This is a genomic window from Clostridium muellerianum (genome assembly GCF_012926525.1).
GTDB classification, from domain to species: Bacteria; Bacillota; Clostridia; order Clostridiales; family Clostridiaceae; genus Clostridium_AM; species Clostridium_AM muellerianum.
In genome coordinates this window covers 61,175-79,912 of record NZ_JABBNI010000047.1, presented here as the reverse complement: position 1 = coordinate 79,912, position 18,738 = coordinate 61,175, and the positions used below count along the sequence as shown (strand labels likewise).

Here is an 18,738-nt window from a genome sequence, read left to right as displayed (position 1 = left end):
TTTATGTGTATTTGTTTTATATTATGCAACTGATACTAGTTTAGTTACTATTTAAAATAAAAAATCACACATCATTGGTTAGATGTGCGATTTTCACCATTTATAATCAATTTGAAATAAATTATTTTCAAAAAAGTTATTTTTCAAATTGATTTTTGCGCCTTCTAAATTTCTATCTTTAGTACAAATTAATATTCCTCTCTCATTTTTACAAATAAGGTTATCTTCAATATTAATAATTCCATTTTCCACTTTATTATTTACTTCTATTCCTACCTTTGAGTTTTTAATTATGCAATTTTTTATTTTTCCAGAACCATTCATATATATGCCCTGCTTACAATCTATATTTTCTATACTGCAATTTTCTATATAGGTATTTTCAACTGTTTCAGGCCAAATAGATATTCCCCTTCTGTTTATATTTCTTATACAAATTCCTTTTAATTCATTACCATTTGGAACATCATCTTCATATCTAATACCATCTCTAAAATAGGAAACTGTATTATCTAACTTGCTATTTTTCTTTCCATCAATAGTTAAATTCTTTATAAGTATATTTCCGCTGCTTATATTAATTCCATGCTGAAAAACATTATCACTATATTTTTCATTTGGTATTATAAAAGTACGTTCTTTGCTCTCGCCTATTAAAGCAATTTCTTTATCAATACATATGTTTCCATAATACTCTCCATCTAGCAATTTAATTATATAACCATTACTGCTTAATCTTAATATCTCACATAATTCATCACTATTATTAACCTTAAAAAACTTTGTCTCTATATCACTAAACATTCCACTGCCTTTTACAAGGCCGTAATTATTATTTAGGCTTAAAGTTCTTGCAAATCTTACACCATTAGTTACTATTTTTACATTGTCCACTTTTCCAATATTCACTCCAGAGGAAAAGCTTATACCTTCCCCTTGTTCCTTAATAATAAAATTGTTATTTACAATTTTATTTATATCTTCTACAACTGCCCCTTTTTTTAGATTTCCTATTCCTACTCTTACATTTTGAAAATCATTATTTTTTATTTCACCTAAAATATTATCTTCATTAACCTTAATGCCAACATTTAAATCGTTAATACTAGAATTTATAATGGAAATTCTACTTTCGCTATTTCTTTCTAAAATTATTCCATTTACATTTTCAAAATTATTTCCTTGTATATTTATATCCTCTAATGTTACATCAGCCCCATTAGAAATATATATATGTGAGTTATTTTTAATAATAGATGACTGACTAATAAATGTCATTCCTTTTAGACAGGTATCAGCTTTAATACTTATTCCACCTGTAAATGCAGTACTTTTATTTCCTACTATTACTTTATCTTTTAAAGCTATAGTAATAACCTCATTTTGTAATTTATATTCCCCACTTTGCAAGAAAATGTTTTTTACTTCCTTATCATCTAATGCTTTCTGCAGCTCTTCAGCATTACTTACTACCTTGGTTTTTTTTGTTATGTACCGAAACTTTATATTAAAACTATACTCTTCATCATTATTCTCTGTGCAACTTAGGTTTTTTTCTGTATTTATAGTAAATTTTATGCTGTTTTTATCTAAATTTAAAATTTCCCCCTTTAACAAAACCTGTAAACTTATATTATTTTCATAATTAACTTTCTCATCATATATTATTAATTCATTGTCTATGTTGTCCACATTATCTTTTAAATTCTTCTCCAACCTAAATCCTCACCCACTTTAAAAACAACTTCATAATTTATATATATGAATTATAAAATGACACTATAACTTACAACAGTAAATTTAATAATTCAACTTTCCCACACATAAAATTTTAACTTAATATAAGTGCTATTTTTATATAACAAAAAGGCGTTTAACTAATTCTTAAATTATTTAAACACCTAATTAAAGTTTCACTATTGATATTTTCAATAAAGTTTTTCCTATTTTCGGATATGTAAACTTCTATTCCTCTACCTTTTCATTCTCACCCATATTTTCTTGAAGAATCACTTTAATATCCTGAATCTCCCTTAAAATTTTTTCAATAACTTCCATATGCTTTTCATCCATAAAAAAATACCCCCTTACATTTGTATTATAGTATTAATTATATATAGGGTTTTAACTTTTTGCCATAGGACTTTCAAGGGTGTATTTCTATATATTTACTTATTCTTATTGTTTCCCTAGTTATATATTATTATTCATTTTCTGAATTAATATTATACATTAATAATACCCTTATGTACAGTGAACTTTTTGCTATATGGATGTATTTTTACCCTTATGATTTACTACCAAAGCCATCATAGTTTTCCAAGCTATCAATTATTCTAAAAAATCTTATAGTATAATTTCATAAAATGTTATGTTATAATAAATCTTAATACGCAGAAAATTAATAAATTTAGAATAAAATTAAGAGGTGATAACTGTGCCAATAAAAATAACGGATGATTTACCAGCATTTGAAATTTTAAATAATGAAAACATATTTGTAATGCCTGAAGATAGAGCTTTCCACCAAGATATTAGACCTCTGAAAATTGCTATTTTAAATCTTATGCCTACTAAAATTACTACAGAAGTTCAATTATTAAGACTTATTGGTAATACTTCATTACAAATAGAAATAGAATTATTACACCCTAAAACACATACATGCAAAAATATTTCGGAAGAATATCTTACGAATTTTTACAAAACCTTTGATGACATTAAAAATGAAAAATTTGATGGCTTAATTATCACAGGTGCACCTGTAGAACAAATTGATTTTGAAGAAGTTACTTACTGGGAAGAACTTAAAGAAATAATGGATTGGAGTATGCATAATGTGTGTTCTACCCTACATATATGCTGGGGTGCCCAGGCAGGTTTATATTATCATTACAATATTCCTAAACATTCATTAGAAAAGAAGATGTTTGGGGTATTTGAACACAAAACCCTTAAGCAAAATGTAGAAATATTAAGAGGTTTTGATGACCAATTTTTTGTACCTCATTCAAGACACACAGAAGTTAGAAGAGAAGATATAGAAAAAGTTCCAAATTTAAATATATTAGCTGAATCAGAAGAATCTGGTATATATATGGTTACAGCTAAAAAAGGAAGACAAATCTTTGTTACTGGTCATTCAGAATATGATCCTTTAACATTAAAATCTGAATATGATAGAGATATTTCTAAAGGTCTTAACATAGATGTCCCTAGAAATTATTTTCCACAGGATGATCCTTCTAAAAAACCTTTAGTAAAATGGAGGGGACATGCTAATTTATTGTTCACAAACTGGTTAAATTACTATGTTTATCAGGAAACACCTTATAATTTAGATGAATTAAAGTAAAACTCATATATACAAAAAGAGAGTACTAATGAAAATTAGTACTCTTAAATTGGTTAATATTTACCTGAAGTATCCACAGCGTTTTTTTATACGTAAGGACCTGTCCGCAATATAACCGTCTAAATCTTTCTTTCCTTTTTTCTTAGCTTTTTGATATCGAAGTGCAAGTAATTTGAACTGTTCTAAACTTAATCGAACTTCCAATATTATCACCTCAAGGTTATTATAACATGTTTATTCACATTTCAGAATATATACAACAAATTATTTGTAGAATTTTATAAATATTTTTTTAATTTTGCTTTTTATTATCAAATTTATTGAAAATTTTCCTTAAAAAGTTTAATTACAGTTGAAAGCAACTGTAATTTTAACTAATTTTTTGTCACCCACTATTGTTTTCATAACCATAAAACTTTATTAAAACTTTATTCATTTTTATCAACCCAAAATATGCTATTATATTATTTAGGAATCTTAAATATAGAAGGAGATTACTATTATGATAAATATAAACTTTATATACAAAAATCGTACTCTACTTTACACTCTAAATAATATTTTAAACTGTATTTTAGTCTTTAAAGCTGTAATTACCAACAATTTAAACATTTTTGCTATATGCCTCCTTATATTTGCTTTTAATTTGTATGTATATAATAAAATAGATAATAGAAGACTAGAGTAATTTGTTAGTTACCCTAGCCTTCTATTATCTATTTATATTCATTTATTTCATGAAGAGCCTTTCCTTTGGTTTCAATTCCTGCTAAAGCAATTACCACTGCTACTACTGCAAATACTACAGTTATCATAACAAACACATAAGTAAAGCCAACCTGCTTACCTTTACTCTGATACACTACTCCTACTATATAAGGAGCAGCAATAGCACCAATACGTCCAACTGCAGCTGCCCAGCCTACCCCACTACCTCTAACTCGTGTAGGATAAACTTCTGGTGTATATGCATATACCGCTCCCCATGCTCCAAGACTGAAAAAGTAGAGTAAGCACCCAAAAACAAGTACATTAGTAACAGATGCTGCCTGGCTAAACAAATATGCTGACACAGCAGTACCTAATAAATATGACGTTAAAACCACTTTACGCCCAATTCTTTCTATTAAATAAGCTGCAGTATAATACCCAGGCAACTGAGCAATACTCATAATTAATGTAAATTCAAACCCTTTTACTAAAGCAAAGCCTTTTCCCACAAGAAGGGTAGGAATCCATAAAACAAATCCATAATAACCAAAATTAATACCTAACCATAGAATCCATAAAACCAAAGTTCTCCTAATATAATCTTTGGACCATAACTCTGCAAGAGTTATATTTTTTTTCTTCTTTTTTATCTTATTATTTACAGTAGATTTATGCTTATTTAAGCCTGCCTGCTGCTCCATTTTGCTTACAATTTCATCAGCTTCTTGAAAATGTCCTTTTTGTTCCAAATATCTAGGGGACTCTGGAATACCCTTTCTAAGATAAGCTGCATATAACGCTGGTATTCCTCCTAATAAGAATCCGATGCGCCAGCCGTAAACTGGAATGAGAAGGTATGCAATTAATGAAGCTACAATCCAGCCCCATGCCCAAAAGCTCTCCAGCAAAACAACCATACGCCCACGGGATTTAGCAGGTGAAAATTCACTAACTAAAGTAGATGCTGCTGGTAATTCTCCTCCTAACCCCAATCCAGTTAAAAATCTCATAAATAAAAGTATGCTAAAATTAGCTGCAATACTAGATGCTGCACTAGCTAATCCATACAACACAAGAGTGAATGTAATTACTGTTCTTCTGCCCCATCTATCGGCAGCCATACCTGCAATAGCTGCTCCAATAGCCATTCCTACTGCAGAAGCACTGCCAAGCATACCTAAATCAGCAGGAGTAAGCTTCCACTCCCTTCCAATAGCAGCCATAACCCCCGCTACCATTCCCTGATCCATGGCATCAAAAAGCCAACCAATACCTGTTAAAAAGAGCACCTTCCAAAGCATTGGTGTAACTGGTAATCTTTCAATTCTTTGTGAAATAGTAACCATTTAATTTATCCCACCTTATATGCTAATATATTTATTCTTTTAATTTTTCCCTTATAGTAACCTTTTTATGCCCTTGTACAATACATTCTCTAAAAACATTAAAAAGGTATCCAATTCACTGAATACCTTTTTAATATTTCTTAAGGCATATTCAAAAAAATAACAAGTCAGTATGTTAGTATATTTTGCGTCATACTGCGTCAACAGAACCCTTTGATAGAACAACTATCAGCGGAACCTGTTTCCTTGTCTGACGCAAAATATATTAACATCTTTGACTTGTTATTTTCTTTCATATGCCTAAGTTATTGATTTTACTTACTTTATACCATCTATTTAAACTATGATACTATAGTATTATTCTATTTATAACTTAACATCTTTTATGTTTTTCATTTCTATATATCTTGTCATTGCACACACTTACGCTTCTTGCACTTGCAGATACACCCAAAATCCTAATTTCTGCATTGGTTTCTACTAATGTATTTTATACGTTTTTTTATTTTTGTTTCTTTTGTGCTGTTATATATATCAACTTCAATATTATTACCTTACCCATTTTTGGAATAAATATACATATAAATATAAATAAATTTTCAATACTAGATTCTACATTTGCTTTCCTAAAATCAAATACTAAAAGATACCCTTCAAGAAAACTGTATTGCTCTAAGGATTTTTCACACCTCCACTGAGTATCAATAATTCAGGGGTAGTAGGCAAACCCAAAAGCTCATCTTGCTATTTTTATATGTATTACCACAAATTGATTGTTGTTAGAGTATCTTTTCCCCCTTATAATAATCCTTACAGAGTCGCCGATTAATCTTTATATCAACTCGAAGTCATCTTAATTTTAGTTTTACAAATACAGCTAATATGATGATGTCTATTAAATTAATTTTAACAATATCTAAGTGTTTTCAAACTCTACAGAAATTCAGTAATTTTCTCATAATCACATATAAAATATTATTAAATATAAAAGGAGAAATTAAATATGAAAAAATTTAGTACTGCATTATTTGGTATCTTATTTGGAATAACTGCTATTGTTACACCTGCTTTAAATGTAAGTGCTGCTACTGTTCAAACACCAATTACAACAAGTCAAGCTGAACAAAGAGCTTTAAATATGATCAATTTAACATGGACCTATTCAAAAGATAAGAACGGAAATTTAGATTCATCTTATACAAATAGTGTTACTCAACCTAATCAATTTTCTAATCTTACTACAGCACAGGTTAGCGGTATCCCCTACGATTGGGGCGGTCAAGACGGTTTAAATTCAAATTCACTTGGGACTCCATGGAACAACTTTTTAGATGCTATTAATCAAGGTGCTTTTGCTGGAAATGTTAATACTACAGCAGGAAATAGCTATGTTCCTACTACCGCAGGTATTGATTGTTCAGGATTTGTACAAGCTGTCTTTGATATACATGATGGAAAACTTTCAACTAGAACTATGTTTGATAAATACTTTACTAAGATAAACTTAAGTGATATTAAGCATATGGATATTTTAGATAGACCTGGTGATCACGTTCTTATATTTGACAAATGGGGTACATTAAATGGTGTTAATGGTGCCTTTACCTTTGAATCAACATGGGACCAAGCTTTTGGTGGAATTCAAGGAACTAAAAGATACTTTGTAACATTAGATGATATAAATAATGGATATATTCCAGGAAGATACGTTAATATTGCTCCGGATACTACATCACCAGCTACAACGCCTGCACCTACACAAACTTCTGTTACTACTGGTATGTTTGCTCAAGTAACAAAGGTTACTAATTCAGCTTATTTTAACGCAAATCCTTTAGATGGTGCAACTTTACTTGGTACTATACCAAAAGGAACTGTACTATATTTAAATAGCTATTCTAATGGTTGGTATTCAGTAAAATATAATGGACAATCTGGTTGGGTATGGGGAGATTTATTAACTTCAATACCAAGTGGTAAATATGTTGCTGTTAAAAATGTTTATCAGTTAAATATAAGAAGTAATCCTTCAACAAGTGCATCAATAGTTGGAGTATTAAGCCAAAATCAATATGCAGAAGTACTTGATTATTCAAGTGATGGAAATTGGATTAAAATAAGCATAAATGGAGTTCAAGGTTATGCTTCTAGAAACTATTTAAGCTATATATACTAAAATAATTAAAGATTTATATGACGGAATAATAGATAAAATCACAGCATGTTTTGAGTTTGTTCCAAGTTTAAAAGAAACAAACTCAGAATAACAAAAGTTATTAAGCGCTATTTCAGAAATAACGCTTAATAACTTTTTTATAATTTTATCTAATTTGTATTCATCAATATATTAATTTTCTTTTATCATTATAATTCTGCCGCTCATTGATTTTTTTATCACCTTGCTGATAATCTTAGAATATATCTTTTTAAGCAGATTGATTTTTCCATTTGTATAATAATCTTTTTGAAACCAGCCTCGTTCCTGCCAGTATTCATATTCCACATTCTTTTTCTCACGAGACCTTGACGCTTTAATCTGCATAGCCCTAAACATTGCAAGTTGATATAAAGATGGTTTAGCTACTTCATTATTTTTGCATATCCTGTGAACTAATATATCAATTTTCTCCTGAACATTTTCCTTGTAGTTGCTATCTAAATTTAATGCTGGTCCACAAACTCCTACAACACCAGCAACCTGAAATCCCCATCCTACAGCATTCATTTTCATATATTCTACAGTTTCCTTAAGTCCTGATCCGCCTGTGGAAGAAACCACAATAGCTTTCTTTTCAAAAAAACGAGGCCTGTGAAACATGAAAGAAAAGTTATCATAGAAATTTTTCATTAAAGCCGTTACTTGATGTTCATAAACAGGACTAGCAAAAATAACAACATCACTTTTAAGCATTTTTTCAAGTAATACAGATGTAACCTTATTATTGGGACAATATTCTTCTCCTTTTGAATAACATAGAAGACAGCTTTTACAGAATCCTAATCCTATATCACTAAGAAAAACATAATCAACCTCAGTTTAATTAACTTTATTAAAACTTTTTTTAATCATTTCTATAACTTTAAAGCAGTCTCCATTTTTTCTTGGGCTGCCCAAAATAGCAGTAATTTTCATTTTATACCTCCATATGGTTAAATAAATTTTCATCAAACTTATAATATAACCTTATGAGATACAATAAATCAGTAAAAAGTATGAATTTATGCTTTAGGCCTAGATAACTCCCATTCTCTCTGCTTCAACAACAGCCTTGGAACGACTATTAACCTCCAGCTTTCCAAATATATTCAAAGTGTGGCTTTTAACTGTGCTTATGGAAATAAACAAATTTTTCGCAATTTCTTCATTACTTAAACCTTTGCTTATAAGTTTTAATACTTCTAATTCTCTTTTTGTAAGTATAGTATTCCTGGCTATTTTCATAGGTTTATTATCAAAAAATTTCAATATATATTTAGCATACTCAATACTTCTACTCTCATATCTGTCACTTTTAGTATCAATAAAAAGTTTCAAAATATCTTTAATTCTATTTCCATAGTTAATAAATATTCTTACATAGTTTTCTTTTGAACAATCTATTAATGCTTTATGTAATTCATCATATGCAGTTTCATGTTCTGAAGTACTTAAGAGTGCATCTGTTTTTAATATCCTTAACTGTACTTCATACATCTTGCCAATGCTCTCAAATTTCATTATATTTTCAATGCAGCTAATTCCTCTTTCAAATTTCTTTCTTTTAATAAGAATTTCTGCCAGTAAAATATAATCATGTAGATTATATTTCTTAATACTCTCCTCAAAAGAAAGGTTATAATCCTCAATAAAATCTGCTGCTTGATCTAATTCATCCATATCCAAAAACATTCTTGCCTTGCAGTAATCAATATGTCTTTTAAAGCCATATATTTTATCTTTTTGGGACAAGATCATAGCTCTATTAATAGTTTCTATGGCCCTTAACTTATCTCCCTTTGCCAGCAATGTGCGAGCTTTTATAGCATAACAGTTGTTCTTAATATCAAATATGCCTCCTTTTTCAAACAACTCTTCTGCTTTTACTGAAAAATCATATGCCTTTTCAAGCTCATTCTTGAAGTAATATATCTCAGAGCGTCCTGAAAACACAAGTCCTAATAAAGGTATGGACCTTCCACCTCTTTCTTTTAGATATTCTTCTGCCTCCTTGTATAAAGCCTCAGTTTCACTAAATCTTCCCTGACAAGTCATCATCATACCAAGACTTCCCCATGAGTATGCAGCAGAGTACAGGTTTTCAATCTTTTTACTTGCTGTTAGCGCTTTAAAATAGTATTGTTCCGCCTCTAAAAATTCACCATGAATTATATATGAAGTTGCTATACTCATAAGAGCAGCGGGATAATTGGGATTGAACCTTTCCGTAAGCTCCATAGCTCTTTTTAGCAGATTAATACTTTGTTCAAGATTATCCATTGAAACAAAAGCTTTTGCAATAAGAAACTCCCCTTTAAAGGTTGACTTATCATCTTTTTTTATTATTTCGAACTCATTTTCAATGATTTCTATATAATATTTTGCATCTTCTATCTTATGCTTTGATAAATAAATCCATACAAAATCAAGCATTAGTCTAGAACTTTTATATAAATAGTGTACTGGGATTTCTTGTATCCATTTTTCAAGAAGTGTAAATTGCCCACGATATATGAGGTCTGTACTAACTTCTTCCATTAAAATTACTGCTTTTTCAAAACTTTTTCCTTTTAGATAGTAAGAGCACGCCTCCTGCTTATACCCCCTGCTTTCATACCATTGCCCAGCCTTCATGTATATCTCTTTTGATAAATCAGGCTGCTCTTTTTCTATTCTCTTTTTTAGAAAGCTGGTAAAAAGATTGTGATACTTGTACCAATTTTCTTTATCCTCTAAACAAGAAATAAAAAGATTCATCTCCAGCACTTTATTTAGAATATTACTACAGTTTGGTATTCCAGTAACACAAGCACATAACTCATAGGAAAAGGTATCTAAAAGTGAGGTCTTTATCAAGAACTCATAAACATCTTCAGGTTGGCTGTTTACCACATCTTCAATAAAGTAATTTTCAAACTGTGTCTGAATCATCATGCTTTTTTTATTCTTTATTGCATCTATACCCTTCCGTTTACAAAATAAAGCTACAATCTGAAGTCCTGCTGGCCAACCTTCAGTCAATTCATATAGCTTAACTAAATCCTTCTCAGAAGCTTTTAATTCCATAACCTCATTTATAAAAGCAGCAGTTTCCTCCTTTGTAAATCTTAACTCTTCCTGACCAATTTCAATTATTCTTCCATAAACCTTTATTCCTGATATTACAGACGAAATTTCCCTGCGGCTAGTTATTACCAAATGAATATTCTGAGGTATATTATTCATAAAAAACTTTAGACAATTTAATATTTCCTTATTTTTTATAAGGTGCAAATCCTCTATTATAAAAAGAAAACTTTTTTTAGTTTCCTGTATTTCATTAATTAATACAGTAATTATAGTTTCCATACCACCTATTTTAGAAGAGCTAAGAAGTTTTGCAGCTTTTCCTCCTATATTAGGAAGTACTGCTTTTATCGCTGAAACAACATATATCCAAAATCTTGTCTCATCATTATCCTCTTCATCTAGAGTAAGCCATGCTGCACGCATTGATTTTTTCTTATGCATTGTAATCCATGAACTTAATAAGGTGGTCTTTCCAAATCCCGCTGGTGCGTTTATAAATGTCAAATCACTATTTACTGAATCATCAAGAATTTCAAATAGCTTGTTACGTGCAACAGCTTTTAGCCTATATACATGATTTATACTGAATTTAGTCGCTAGAAGATTTATATTATTTTCCATAATCCTCTCACCATCCTATTTTCTTATTTTATCATAATGCAGCTTTGTTTAGACAAAAATATCTGTCAACTGTCCTCTTAAAAATAATACATTATATTATTTTTGCAAAAGTTAAGTACATAATTAAACGCATCATTGGAAAATTTATTAATGATACTAATAACTCAACTTTCGCAGTTTTAAAAAAATGTGAAACATTTTTTTAGAGGACAATTGTCCTCTGTCCTCTAAAAAGCTTGCTTCACATTATGCTTAATTTCAAACTTTTGTATATCCAAAAGTTGAGTAATAACAATAAACTTAAGGAGTGAATATCTTATGAGTGAAACTATACTAGAAAAATCAGCAGGTAGAGTTAGCTACCATGATTCTGTAGAAGAAATGCTTAAAAGAATTAGGGAAGATGGAATGTCTAATGCATTTGATAGATACGCTTTGCAGGAAAAAATCAGATGTAAGTTTTGTCTTGAGGGTTTAAGCTGTCAACTGTGTTCAAATGGTCCCTGCAGAATAAGTGAAAAATCAGGTCAAACTAAAGGTGTTTGTGGAATAGGCCCTGATGCTATGGCAATGAGAAACTTTCTTCTAAAAAACATAATGGGAGCAGGTACATATAGTCATCATGCCTATGAAGCTTTCAGAACCTTAAAGGCTACAGCTGAAGGAAAAACTCCATTTAAAATTACAGATACAAATAAACTTAAATGGATGTGTGAAAAGGTTGGTATAAACACTAATCAGGAAATCAATGATATGGCTATAGAATTAGCTGTACTACTTGAAGATCAACAAAGTATTGGTGTAGAAGACACTAACATTATGATTGAAGCCTTTGCCCCAAAAAAGAGAAAAGAAGTATGGAGAAAGTTAGACATATATCCTGGTGGAACAATACATGAAGAGCAAAATTGTGTAGCTAGCTGTCTTACAAATGTAGATGGAAGTTATGTTTCTTTAGCAATGAAAGCTCTTAGACTTGGTATAGCTACCATATATAACAGTCAGATAGGACTAGAAATGGTTCAGGATATACTATTCGGAACTCCAAAACCTCATGAAGTTAATATGGATTTAGGAATTATGGACCCAGAGTATGTAAATATAGTATTTAATGGTCATCAACCTTGGCCTGGTGTTGCTTCCATGTTAAAAGCAAAAACACAGGAAGTTCAAGAAAAAGCAAAAGCAGCTGGAGCTAAGGGACTTAGAATAATAGGTTCAATAGAAACAGGTCAAGAATTATTACAAAGATTTGAAATGGATGATGTATTTGTAGGCCATATGGGAAACTGGCTTACTATAGAACCGCTACTCGCTACTGGTACTGTAGATGTCTTTGCAATGGAAGAAAACTGCTCACCACCAGCTATAGATATGTATGCAGAAAAATATCAGGTAACTTTGGTATCTGTAAGTACTATCATCGATTTACCAGGACTTGATGAAAAGATTCCTTATAGTCCTTCAAAAGTTAATGCCATGGCAGATAGATTAATCGAACTAGGCATAGAAAACTTTAAAAAGAGAAAACAAAGAAATATTCAACCAATGGTTCCTAAAAAAGTTCAAAAAGCTGTAGCTGGTTTCTCCACTGAAGCCGTTTTAGGTGCTCTTGGAAATAAACTTGATCCATTAGTAGATGTAATATCTGCTGGAAAGATTAAAGGAGTTGTTGCTCTTGCAAACTGCTCCACTCTAAGAAATGGTCCTCAAGACTCCATGACAATAAATCTTACAAAAGAACTTATAAAGAAAGATATATTAGTTGTCAGTGCAGGATGTGGAAACCATGCTCTTGAGGTTGCAGGACTTTGTACTGTAGAAGCAGCTAATAATATGGCTGGTGAAGGACTAAAAGAAGTATGTAATATGTTAAAAATACCACCAGTACTAAGCTTTGGAACTTGTACTGATACAGGAAGAATATCTATGCTTGTTACTGCTCTTGCAGATCACTTAGATGTTGATGTATGTGATCTTCCAATAGCTGTTACAGCTCCAGAATGGATGGAACAAAAAGCAACTATAGATGGAATTTTTGCATTAGCATATGGTACTTATACTCACCTATCACCTGTACCTTTCATGACAGGTGCTCCACAGCTGGTAGAGCTTTTAACTAAAAAAGCTGAAGATGTAACTGGTGGAAAAATTGCATTAGGTGATGATCCTGTTGAAGTAGCAAATGGTATAGAAGCTCATATAATCAAAAAAAGAAAAGGTTTGGGATTAAGTTAGTATTAAAAAATTTATAATATAAAAAGCTGTAGCATTAAGAATAGATGCTGCAATATACTATATATTGTATGCAAATTTCTTAATGCCACAGCTAATTTATAAAACTCAAGAAGTTTAAGGAGATAAAAAATGAATAACTTAGTTAAAAATATAGAATTTTCTAAGGTACTTAATTTAAGAGATTTAATATCATATCAAGAAAATCAAGTTATAAGTAGAACTATTGCACAAACACCATCAGCTAATATTACCTTATTTTCACTGGATAAAGGAGAAGGTATCAGTTCTCATGTTACTTCTGGAGATGCTGTGGTGCAAATATTAGATGGTACCGCTGAAATTACAATAGGTGATAATGTTTTTAATGTTAAAGAAAATGAAACCATAGTAATGCCCTCTGGTGTTCCTCATGGACTTGAAGCTCACGAAAAATTTAAAATGCTCCTCACTGTTGTAAAGCACTAAATAATTTCGTATTTTATGCTACTCTTGGTGGAAATATTTTTACGTTGTAATTATCAGCTTTGTCACTGGCAACTTTTTAACAACAATTGGGGTTATTAATTCTTAATTGTTGTTTTTTGTATTTTATATCTTCCATAAATCACTAAAGATATTTAATAATTATGGTTGTTATATCCTTAAAACGTTTAATAGCACATGGTATATTATCTAAAACAGCTGGAAATACAGGCAACAATACATTAAAGAAATGATAAATCATATTTTGATTTTCTACTTTTAGGATAACCTCACTATGAAGCTCTTGTATTCTTTGCAATTTGCTAAATTTGGACGGTTCACACATCACATAAATTTTCACAAAAATACCTCCTAATTTCTAAATTACTCTTAAAAGTCTCCATGATAATCTTCATATATATCGCTATCACCTTAGGCATCTTCAAAAAAATAATAAGTCCATCTACTAGTCTATTTTGAGTCATTCGGCGTCGGCAGAACCCTTAGATAGTCCAACTATCTGCGGAACCTGCCTCCTTGCCTGACACAAAATATTCTTCGCATCTGGACTTATTATTTTCTTTCAGATGCCTTAATTCTGTTTAAGAAATAATTAAAATATTTTTATGACATACATTAAATTACCTTTCTAAATTGATCTACTTATAGATTCTATGCTTAAAATCTATCTATATTCATTAATAGCGAATAATATATGATTTAGTACAATATATTACTATGTGAATAATTTTTAAAGAGGTTCTTATGTCTAGTTACACATTTATCAATATAAAAAAACTAAAATTAAGACCTTTATTAAATAAAATCAACAAATTAAAGAATAAAAAGGTTTATGATGGTATTTTTTATAAAGTAGAAAATAACGAGGGGTATTTTTATCTTGGTGGTTCAATACATCTTGGAAATAATAAAAAGGTATGTTTTAATAGTGCAGTTGAAGAAGCTTATATGAATAGTACAAAGCTTGCTGTAGAATTGGACATCACTAAATTTAAAAATAAAATAGATTACTTAAAATGTTTAGCTAACACCCCTACTGTGAAAATACCTACAAACAATGAGAACTTTGAACCTGATTTCTTGCAAAGTGAAAATACCATTAAATATAAAAACTTATGTAAAGAATTAGGTTTAAATTTTGAAAAATGCTCCAAATACCCTCCTAAAACTTTTTATTCTATATTGCATCAAAGACTTATGAAAAAGTATGGATATAAATCTATTTATGGAATAGACCTTATGTTTATTAACAGAGCAAAACATGATAAAAAAGAAGTAGTTTCTCTTGAAACTTCATGCACACAAGTTAATGCACTAATAGCAGCTGCAAATCTATCACCAGAATGTCTGGGTGATACCAGCATAAAGAATTTAAAAGACTTAGAAACTTCCATGAAGCTATTATCAAAAATGCATAATGCCATATTTGAAGGTGATGCTTTAACTCTTGTAAATGATATATTAACATATAAACCATTAAATGAATCAGATAAGAACAATCTTAATACACTACTTTTTGAAAGAAATGAAAATATGGCAAATAAAATAGAAAGCCTCATAAAATCACAGGAAATTTACTTTGTAATAGTTGGAGCATCTCATGTAATTGGCAAAGGTGGATTATTGAAATTATTTAAAGATAAGGGATATAAAATTTCTAGATTAAAATAAGAGTAGGTTTATCCTACTCTTTAACAGTAAACTTCCATTATTTTTTTATCTCTATCACCTATGTTTACAGTAACCTCCTCTAATTTTCCTGATTCTCTATTTGCTTTTCTAAAATCAAATACTAAAAGATACCCTTCGGAGAGGCTGTATTGATCTAAGTATTCTCCTAATTGTATCAAACCTTTTTTATGGTACTCTTCGCCCCTCCATCTTTTAAGCTCTAGTATATACATTTTTTTATTATAGGTTATAACTATATCAAAACGCTTCTCGTCCCCACCCTGCACTTCCTTAAATGCAAAGCCTGTTCCGTTTATTATAGGACTTATAAAGGCTAAAAATAAAAGCCTTCCATCCGCTTCTAAAAAAGCTTCTCTTTTTTGTGAATACTCATGCTTCATAAATTCTGAGAATTTTATAAGAATCTTTCTTATATCTAATATACCATCTTCCTTTATATAAGCACTTTGCTGATTATAAGAACCTATACTAACTGTAGTTTCTACAAGTGAACTCATATAGTTATAAATTCTTTGCTCATATATCCTATTATTAATTTTTACTTTACTGTTTTCATTTTTAAATATTCCATAAATTATTCCCAAATTTATTATCGGGTTATCAGCTACATATGCTATATCATCATTATCCAAGATAATCCTTTTTACTAAAATTTTTAGTTCCTCATTATTTTCAATATTTTTAATAAGACTATCAAAGTTGGTATTGCTTTCCCTTAATATTCCTTTAACTGCTAAATCCATATATTCTTTGTGCCATATTAAACTGTCTTCCTGCATTATTTTTTCATCTATTATCTTACATAGTTTGCTTACTAAAAAAGGATACCCTGAGGTATAATAATACAGCTTTTCTGAAAAATATTCTTTGTCTAGCTTTACAGCTTTGTTTTCCACATAATCATCAAGCATGGTCTTTATTTCCTTTGCTGAAAAGCTCATATCCACATCAAAATCTGCTGCTATATTCCAGGGACTATTGTATTTCTGTTCTTCCTCTGGCCTCATTTTAATTTTTAGCGTCTTTATATCGTGTACTCCTGCTAAAATTACACTATGAAAGGTATAGTCTAAACCTTCATTTCTAAGTAAATATTTATTTCTAAGCATTCCTAAGAAGCTTAAAAACATTTGATTATTGCTGCTTTTATCCACTTCATCTATCATCAAAACTACTTTTTTCTCTGATTTTAAAATAAATTTTGTTACAACTTTTGATAAATCCTTAAAATTTGTAACCTCTTTGCCCATTTCTTCTAAAAAAGCAGCTAATTTTTCATATTCTAAAAGTAAACTATCACTTATTATTTCTATAAATGTCTTTACAAATATATCTTCCTTCTCAAAGATTAAGTCTCCTATGCCCTCAAAACTTATTTTTATAGGTAGGTATTCTTCATTCTTTTTCAATCTATTATTTAATAAAAATAAAGTAGTAGTTTTTCCATATTGCCTTGGTCTGTTTATTATGAAATACTCTTCATTTTTAACTAAGTCTATTATTTTATCTATCTTATTTGACGTATCCACCATGTAGTGCCTACTTGAAATACAAGTTCCTGTTACATTAAATTTCTTTTTCACAATCCTCTCACCATCCTATATCCTTATTTTATCATAATGCAGCTTTGTTTAAACCAAAATGTTTTTGTAGCTTTTTTGTGTTTTTATCATATTTGGAAAACAATATTGATAATATGACAATTTTTAAGGGAAACCAAAAATGGCTTCCCTTAATTAATATTAAAAAAATACTATGTATTACTTGTTCAATTCCTTCTTATATATTTTTAAATACTGCCCTGAATATTCCACACCATCATCAAGGTATTCCCATCCAGTTTTTTCATAATAGTTACAAAGATCAGTATAAAGAAATAGTTCTTTATACCCTGCTTCTCTGCAATACTCAACTAAAAAGTTCTGCAATTTTTGTCCAATCCTTTTTCCTCTGCAATCTTCTTTAACAAACAATGCTGACAACCAAGGAAAAAGGTCTTGTCTACTTACTAAGTCACTTCTCCAAAGTCCTATAGTTCCTACTAATTCATTATCTTCAAGTGCAATAAATGTTAATGGTAGTTTATCTTTTATTAAACTGTTTTTTATTATACTTTCAAAAAATTCTCGGTTATTTTCCTTTCCAAATTCCTTCCAAAGCCAATTTGTCACTGTATCAATGTGTTCTTTGTGATCTGCTAAATGCTCAATGATAAGAATAATGACCATCCCCTTTACTTTGTAGTAACTTACTATTGTATCTGTATTTAATTATACAGCATAGCAATATCATTATTCAAATATTTAACACAATTAGATATAAATTACTTTTAAATTCCATATTGACAAATATATTGTATACTACTATACTCTATAGTAGTATAATGAAATGGTGGTGATTAAATTGTCTTCAATAAATTTAATAATACTTGGCTATTTGAAAAATAAAGAGAAAAGTGCCTACGAAATGGTTAAAGAATTTGATATCTGGAATCTAACTAAGTGGCTAAAAATCAGTAACCCGTCAATTTATAAAAACATAATTAAATTATGCGATAATGGATATTTAAATTCAAGAACTGTTAAAGAAGGTGAAATGCCTGAAAAAACATTATATTCACTGAATGAAAAAGGAAATGCATATTTCAATGAGCTAATGGAAGAAAGTTCAAAGCATATAGGAAATCTTTATTTGGATTTTAATGCATTTTTAGTGAATATAGAAAATTTACCAGAAGGAAAAAGAAAAGAATACCTTAAAAACTTCAAAGAAAAGGCAGCAGAACGTAGAGCATTTGTGGAACCAATTTATAATTACACAAAACAACACAATGAAAAATCTGGTTCTGAATTTCTTATATTAGATCTATATAACGAATTCTATAAAATTTTAGAAAAATGGTCTGAAAAAGTTTTTGATTATTATAATTAATGATTTAATGTCTCTAATAAGTCCTTATATTGAGAGACATTTTTTTCGCCCATCTACTATATTTTATAGTAGTTTATTATACACCAATATATGTT

At 29.7% G+C, this 18,738-nt stretch carries 13 protein-coding genes and 1 pseudogene; 6 read left to right on the top strand and 8 right to left on the bottom strand.

Going from position 1 to position 18,738, the window contains the following annotated elements:
• Positions 1-93: 93 nt before the first annotated feature.
• Positions 94-1,716, bottom strand: coding sequence for a right-handed parallel beta-helix repeat-containing protein (locus tag HBE96_RS18440; protein WP_169299182.1), 1,623 nt, complete (start codon positions 1,714-1,716; stop codon positions 94-96).
• Positions 1,717-2,437: 721 nt separating this feature from the next.
• Here HBE96_RS18440 and metA point away from each other — a divergent pair.
• A complete protein-coding gene (metA, locus tag HBE96_RS18435; RefSeq protein WP_169299181.1) occupies positions 2,438-3,355 on the top strand; it encodes a homoserine O-acetyltransferase MetA in 918 nt (305 codons plus the stop codon).
• Positions 3,356-4,071: 716 nt separating this feature from the next.
• Here the strand turns inward: metA and HBE96_RS18430 are convergent.
• Positions 4,072-5,412, bottom strand: a complete 1,341-nt coding sequence (locus HBE96_RS18430; RefSeq protein ID WP_169299180.1) for an MFS transporter — start codon at positions 5,410-5,412, stop codon at positions 4,072-4,074.
• A 1,003-nt stretch (positions 5,413-6,415) separates the two neighbouring features.
• On the opposite strand from HBE96_RS18430, the gene HBE96_RS18425 reads away from it, so the two are divergent.
• Positions 6,416-7,588 (top strand): SH3 domain-containing protein, encoded by a 1,173-nt coding sequence (locus HBE96_RS18425; RefSeq protein ID WP_169299179.1) that lies wholly within the window; start codon positions 6,416-6,418, stop codon positions 7,586-7,588.
• Positions 7,589-7,759: 171 nt separating this feature from the next.
• On the opposite strand, the pseudogene HBE96_RS18420 reads toward HBE96_RS18425, so the two are convergent.
• The 3 genes and pseudogenes from HBE96_RS18420 to HBE96_RS18415 form a co-directional block, all read right to left on the bottom strand.
• A pseudogene (locus HBE96_RS18420) lies at positions 7,760-8,434 on the bottom strand (flavodoxin family protein); the annotation flags it as partial.
• A gap of 15 nt (positions 8,435-8,449) precedes the next feature.
• Positions 8,450-8,545: an NAD(P)H-dependent oxidoreductase gene (locus tag HBE96_RS26475; RefSeq protein WP_243186993.1), complete on the bottom strand. Its 96-nt coding sequence runs from the start codon at positions 8,543-8,545 to the stop codon at positions 8,450-8,452.
• Between the two features lie 99 nt (positions 8,546-8,644).
• Entirely contained in the window at positions 8,645-11,299 is a 2,655-nt protein-coding gene (locus HBE96_RS18415; RefSeq protein WP_169299178.1) for a winged helix-turn-helix domain-containing protein, read from the bottom strand.
• Between the two features lie 318 nt (positions 11,300-11,617).
• On the opposite strand from HBE96_RS18415, the gene cooS reads away from it, so the two are divergent.
• Both cooS and HBE96_RS18405 read left to right on the top strand, forming a co-directional pair.
• Positions 11,618-13,537, top strand: coding sequence for an anaerobic carbon-monoxide dehydrogenase catalytic subunit (gene cooS, locus HBE96_RS18410; RefSeq protein ID WP_169299177.1), 1,920 nt, complete (start codon positions 11,618-11,620; stop codon positions 13,535-13,537).
• Positions 13,538-13,666: 129 nt separating this feature from the next.
• Positions 13,667-14,002, top strand: coding sequence for a cupin domain-containing protein (locus HBE96_RS18405; RefSeq protein ID WP_169299176.1), 336 nt, complete (start codon positions 13,667-13,669; stop codon positions 14,000-14,002).
• A gap of 142 nt (positions 14,003-14,144) precedes the next feature.
• On the opposite strand, the gene HBE96_RS18400 is transcribed toward HBE96_RS18405, so the two are convergent.
• Entirely contained in the window at positions 14,145-14,360 is a 216-nt protein-coding gene (locus HBE96_RS18400) for a hypothetical protein (RefSeq protein ID WP_169299175.1), read from the bottom strand.
• A 404-nt stretch (positions 14,361-14,764) separates the two neighbouring features.
• On the opposite strand from HBE96_RS18400, the gene HBE96_RS18395 reads away from it, so the two are divergent.
• Positions 14,765-15,691 carry a TraB/GumN family protein gene (locus tag HBE96_RS18395; protein WP_169299174.1) on the top strand — a complete coding sequence of 309 codons (927 nt, stop codon included), beginning with the start codon at positions 14,765-14,767 and terminating at the stop codon, positions 15,689-15,691.
• Between the two features lie 20 nt (positions 15,692-15,711).
• On the opposite strand, the gene HBE96_RS18390 is transcribed toward HBE96_RS18395, so the two are convergent.
• Both HBE96_RS18390 and HBE96_RS18385 read right to left on the bottom strand, forming a co-directional pair.
• Positions 15,712-17,295 (bottom strand): AAA-like domain-containing protein, encoded by a 1,584-nt coding sequence (locus HBE96_RS18390; protein WP_169299173.1) that lies wholly within the window; start codon positions 17,293-17,295, stop codon positions 15,712-15,714.
• A gap of 177 nt (positions 17,296-17,472) precedes the next feature.
• Complete coding sequence (locus HBE96_RS18385) at positions 17,473-17,940, bottom strand: GNAT family N-acetyltransferase (protein ID WP_206154996.1); 468 nt, start codon at positions 17,938-17,940, stop codon at positions 17,473-17,475.
• A gap of 175 nt (positions 17,941-18,115) precedes the next feature.
• Here HBE96_RS18385 and HBE96_RS18380 point away from each other — a divergent pair, with 175 nt between their 5' ends.
• Positions 18,116-18,643, top strand: a complete 528-nt coding sequence (locus HBE96_RS18380) for a PadR family transcriptional regulator (protein WP_169299172.1) — start codon at positions 18,116-18,118, stop codon at positions 18,641-18,643.
• Positions 18,644-18,738 lie beyond the last annotated feature (95 nt).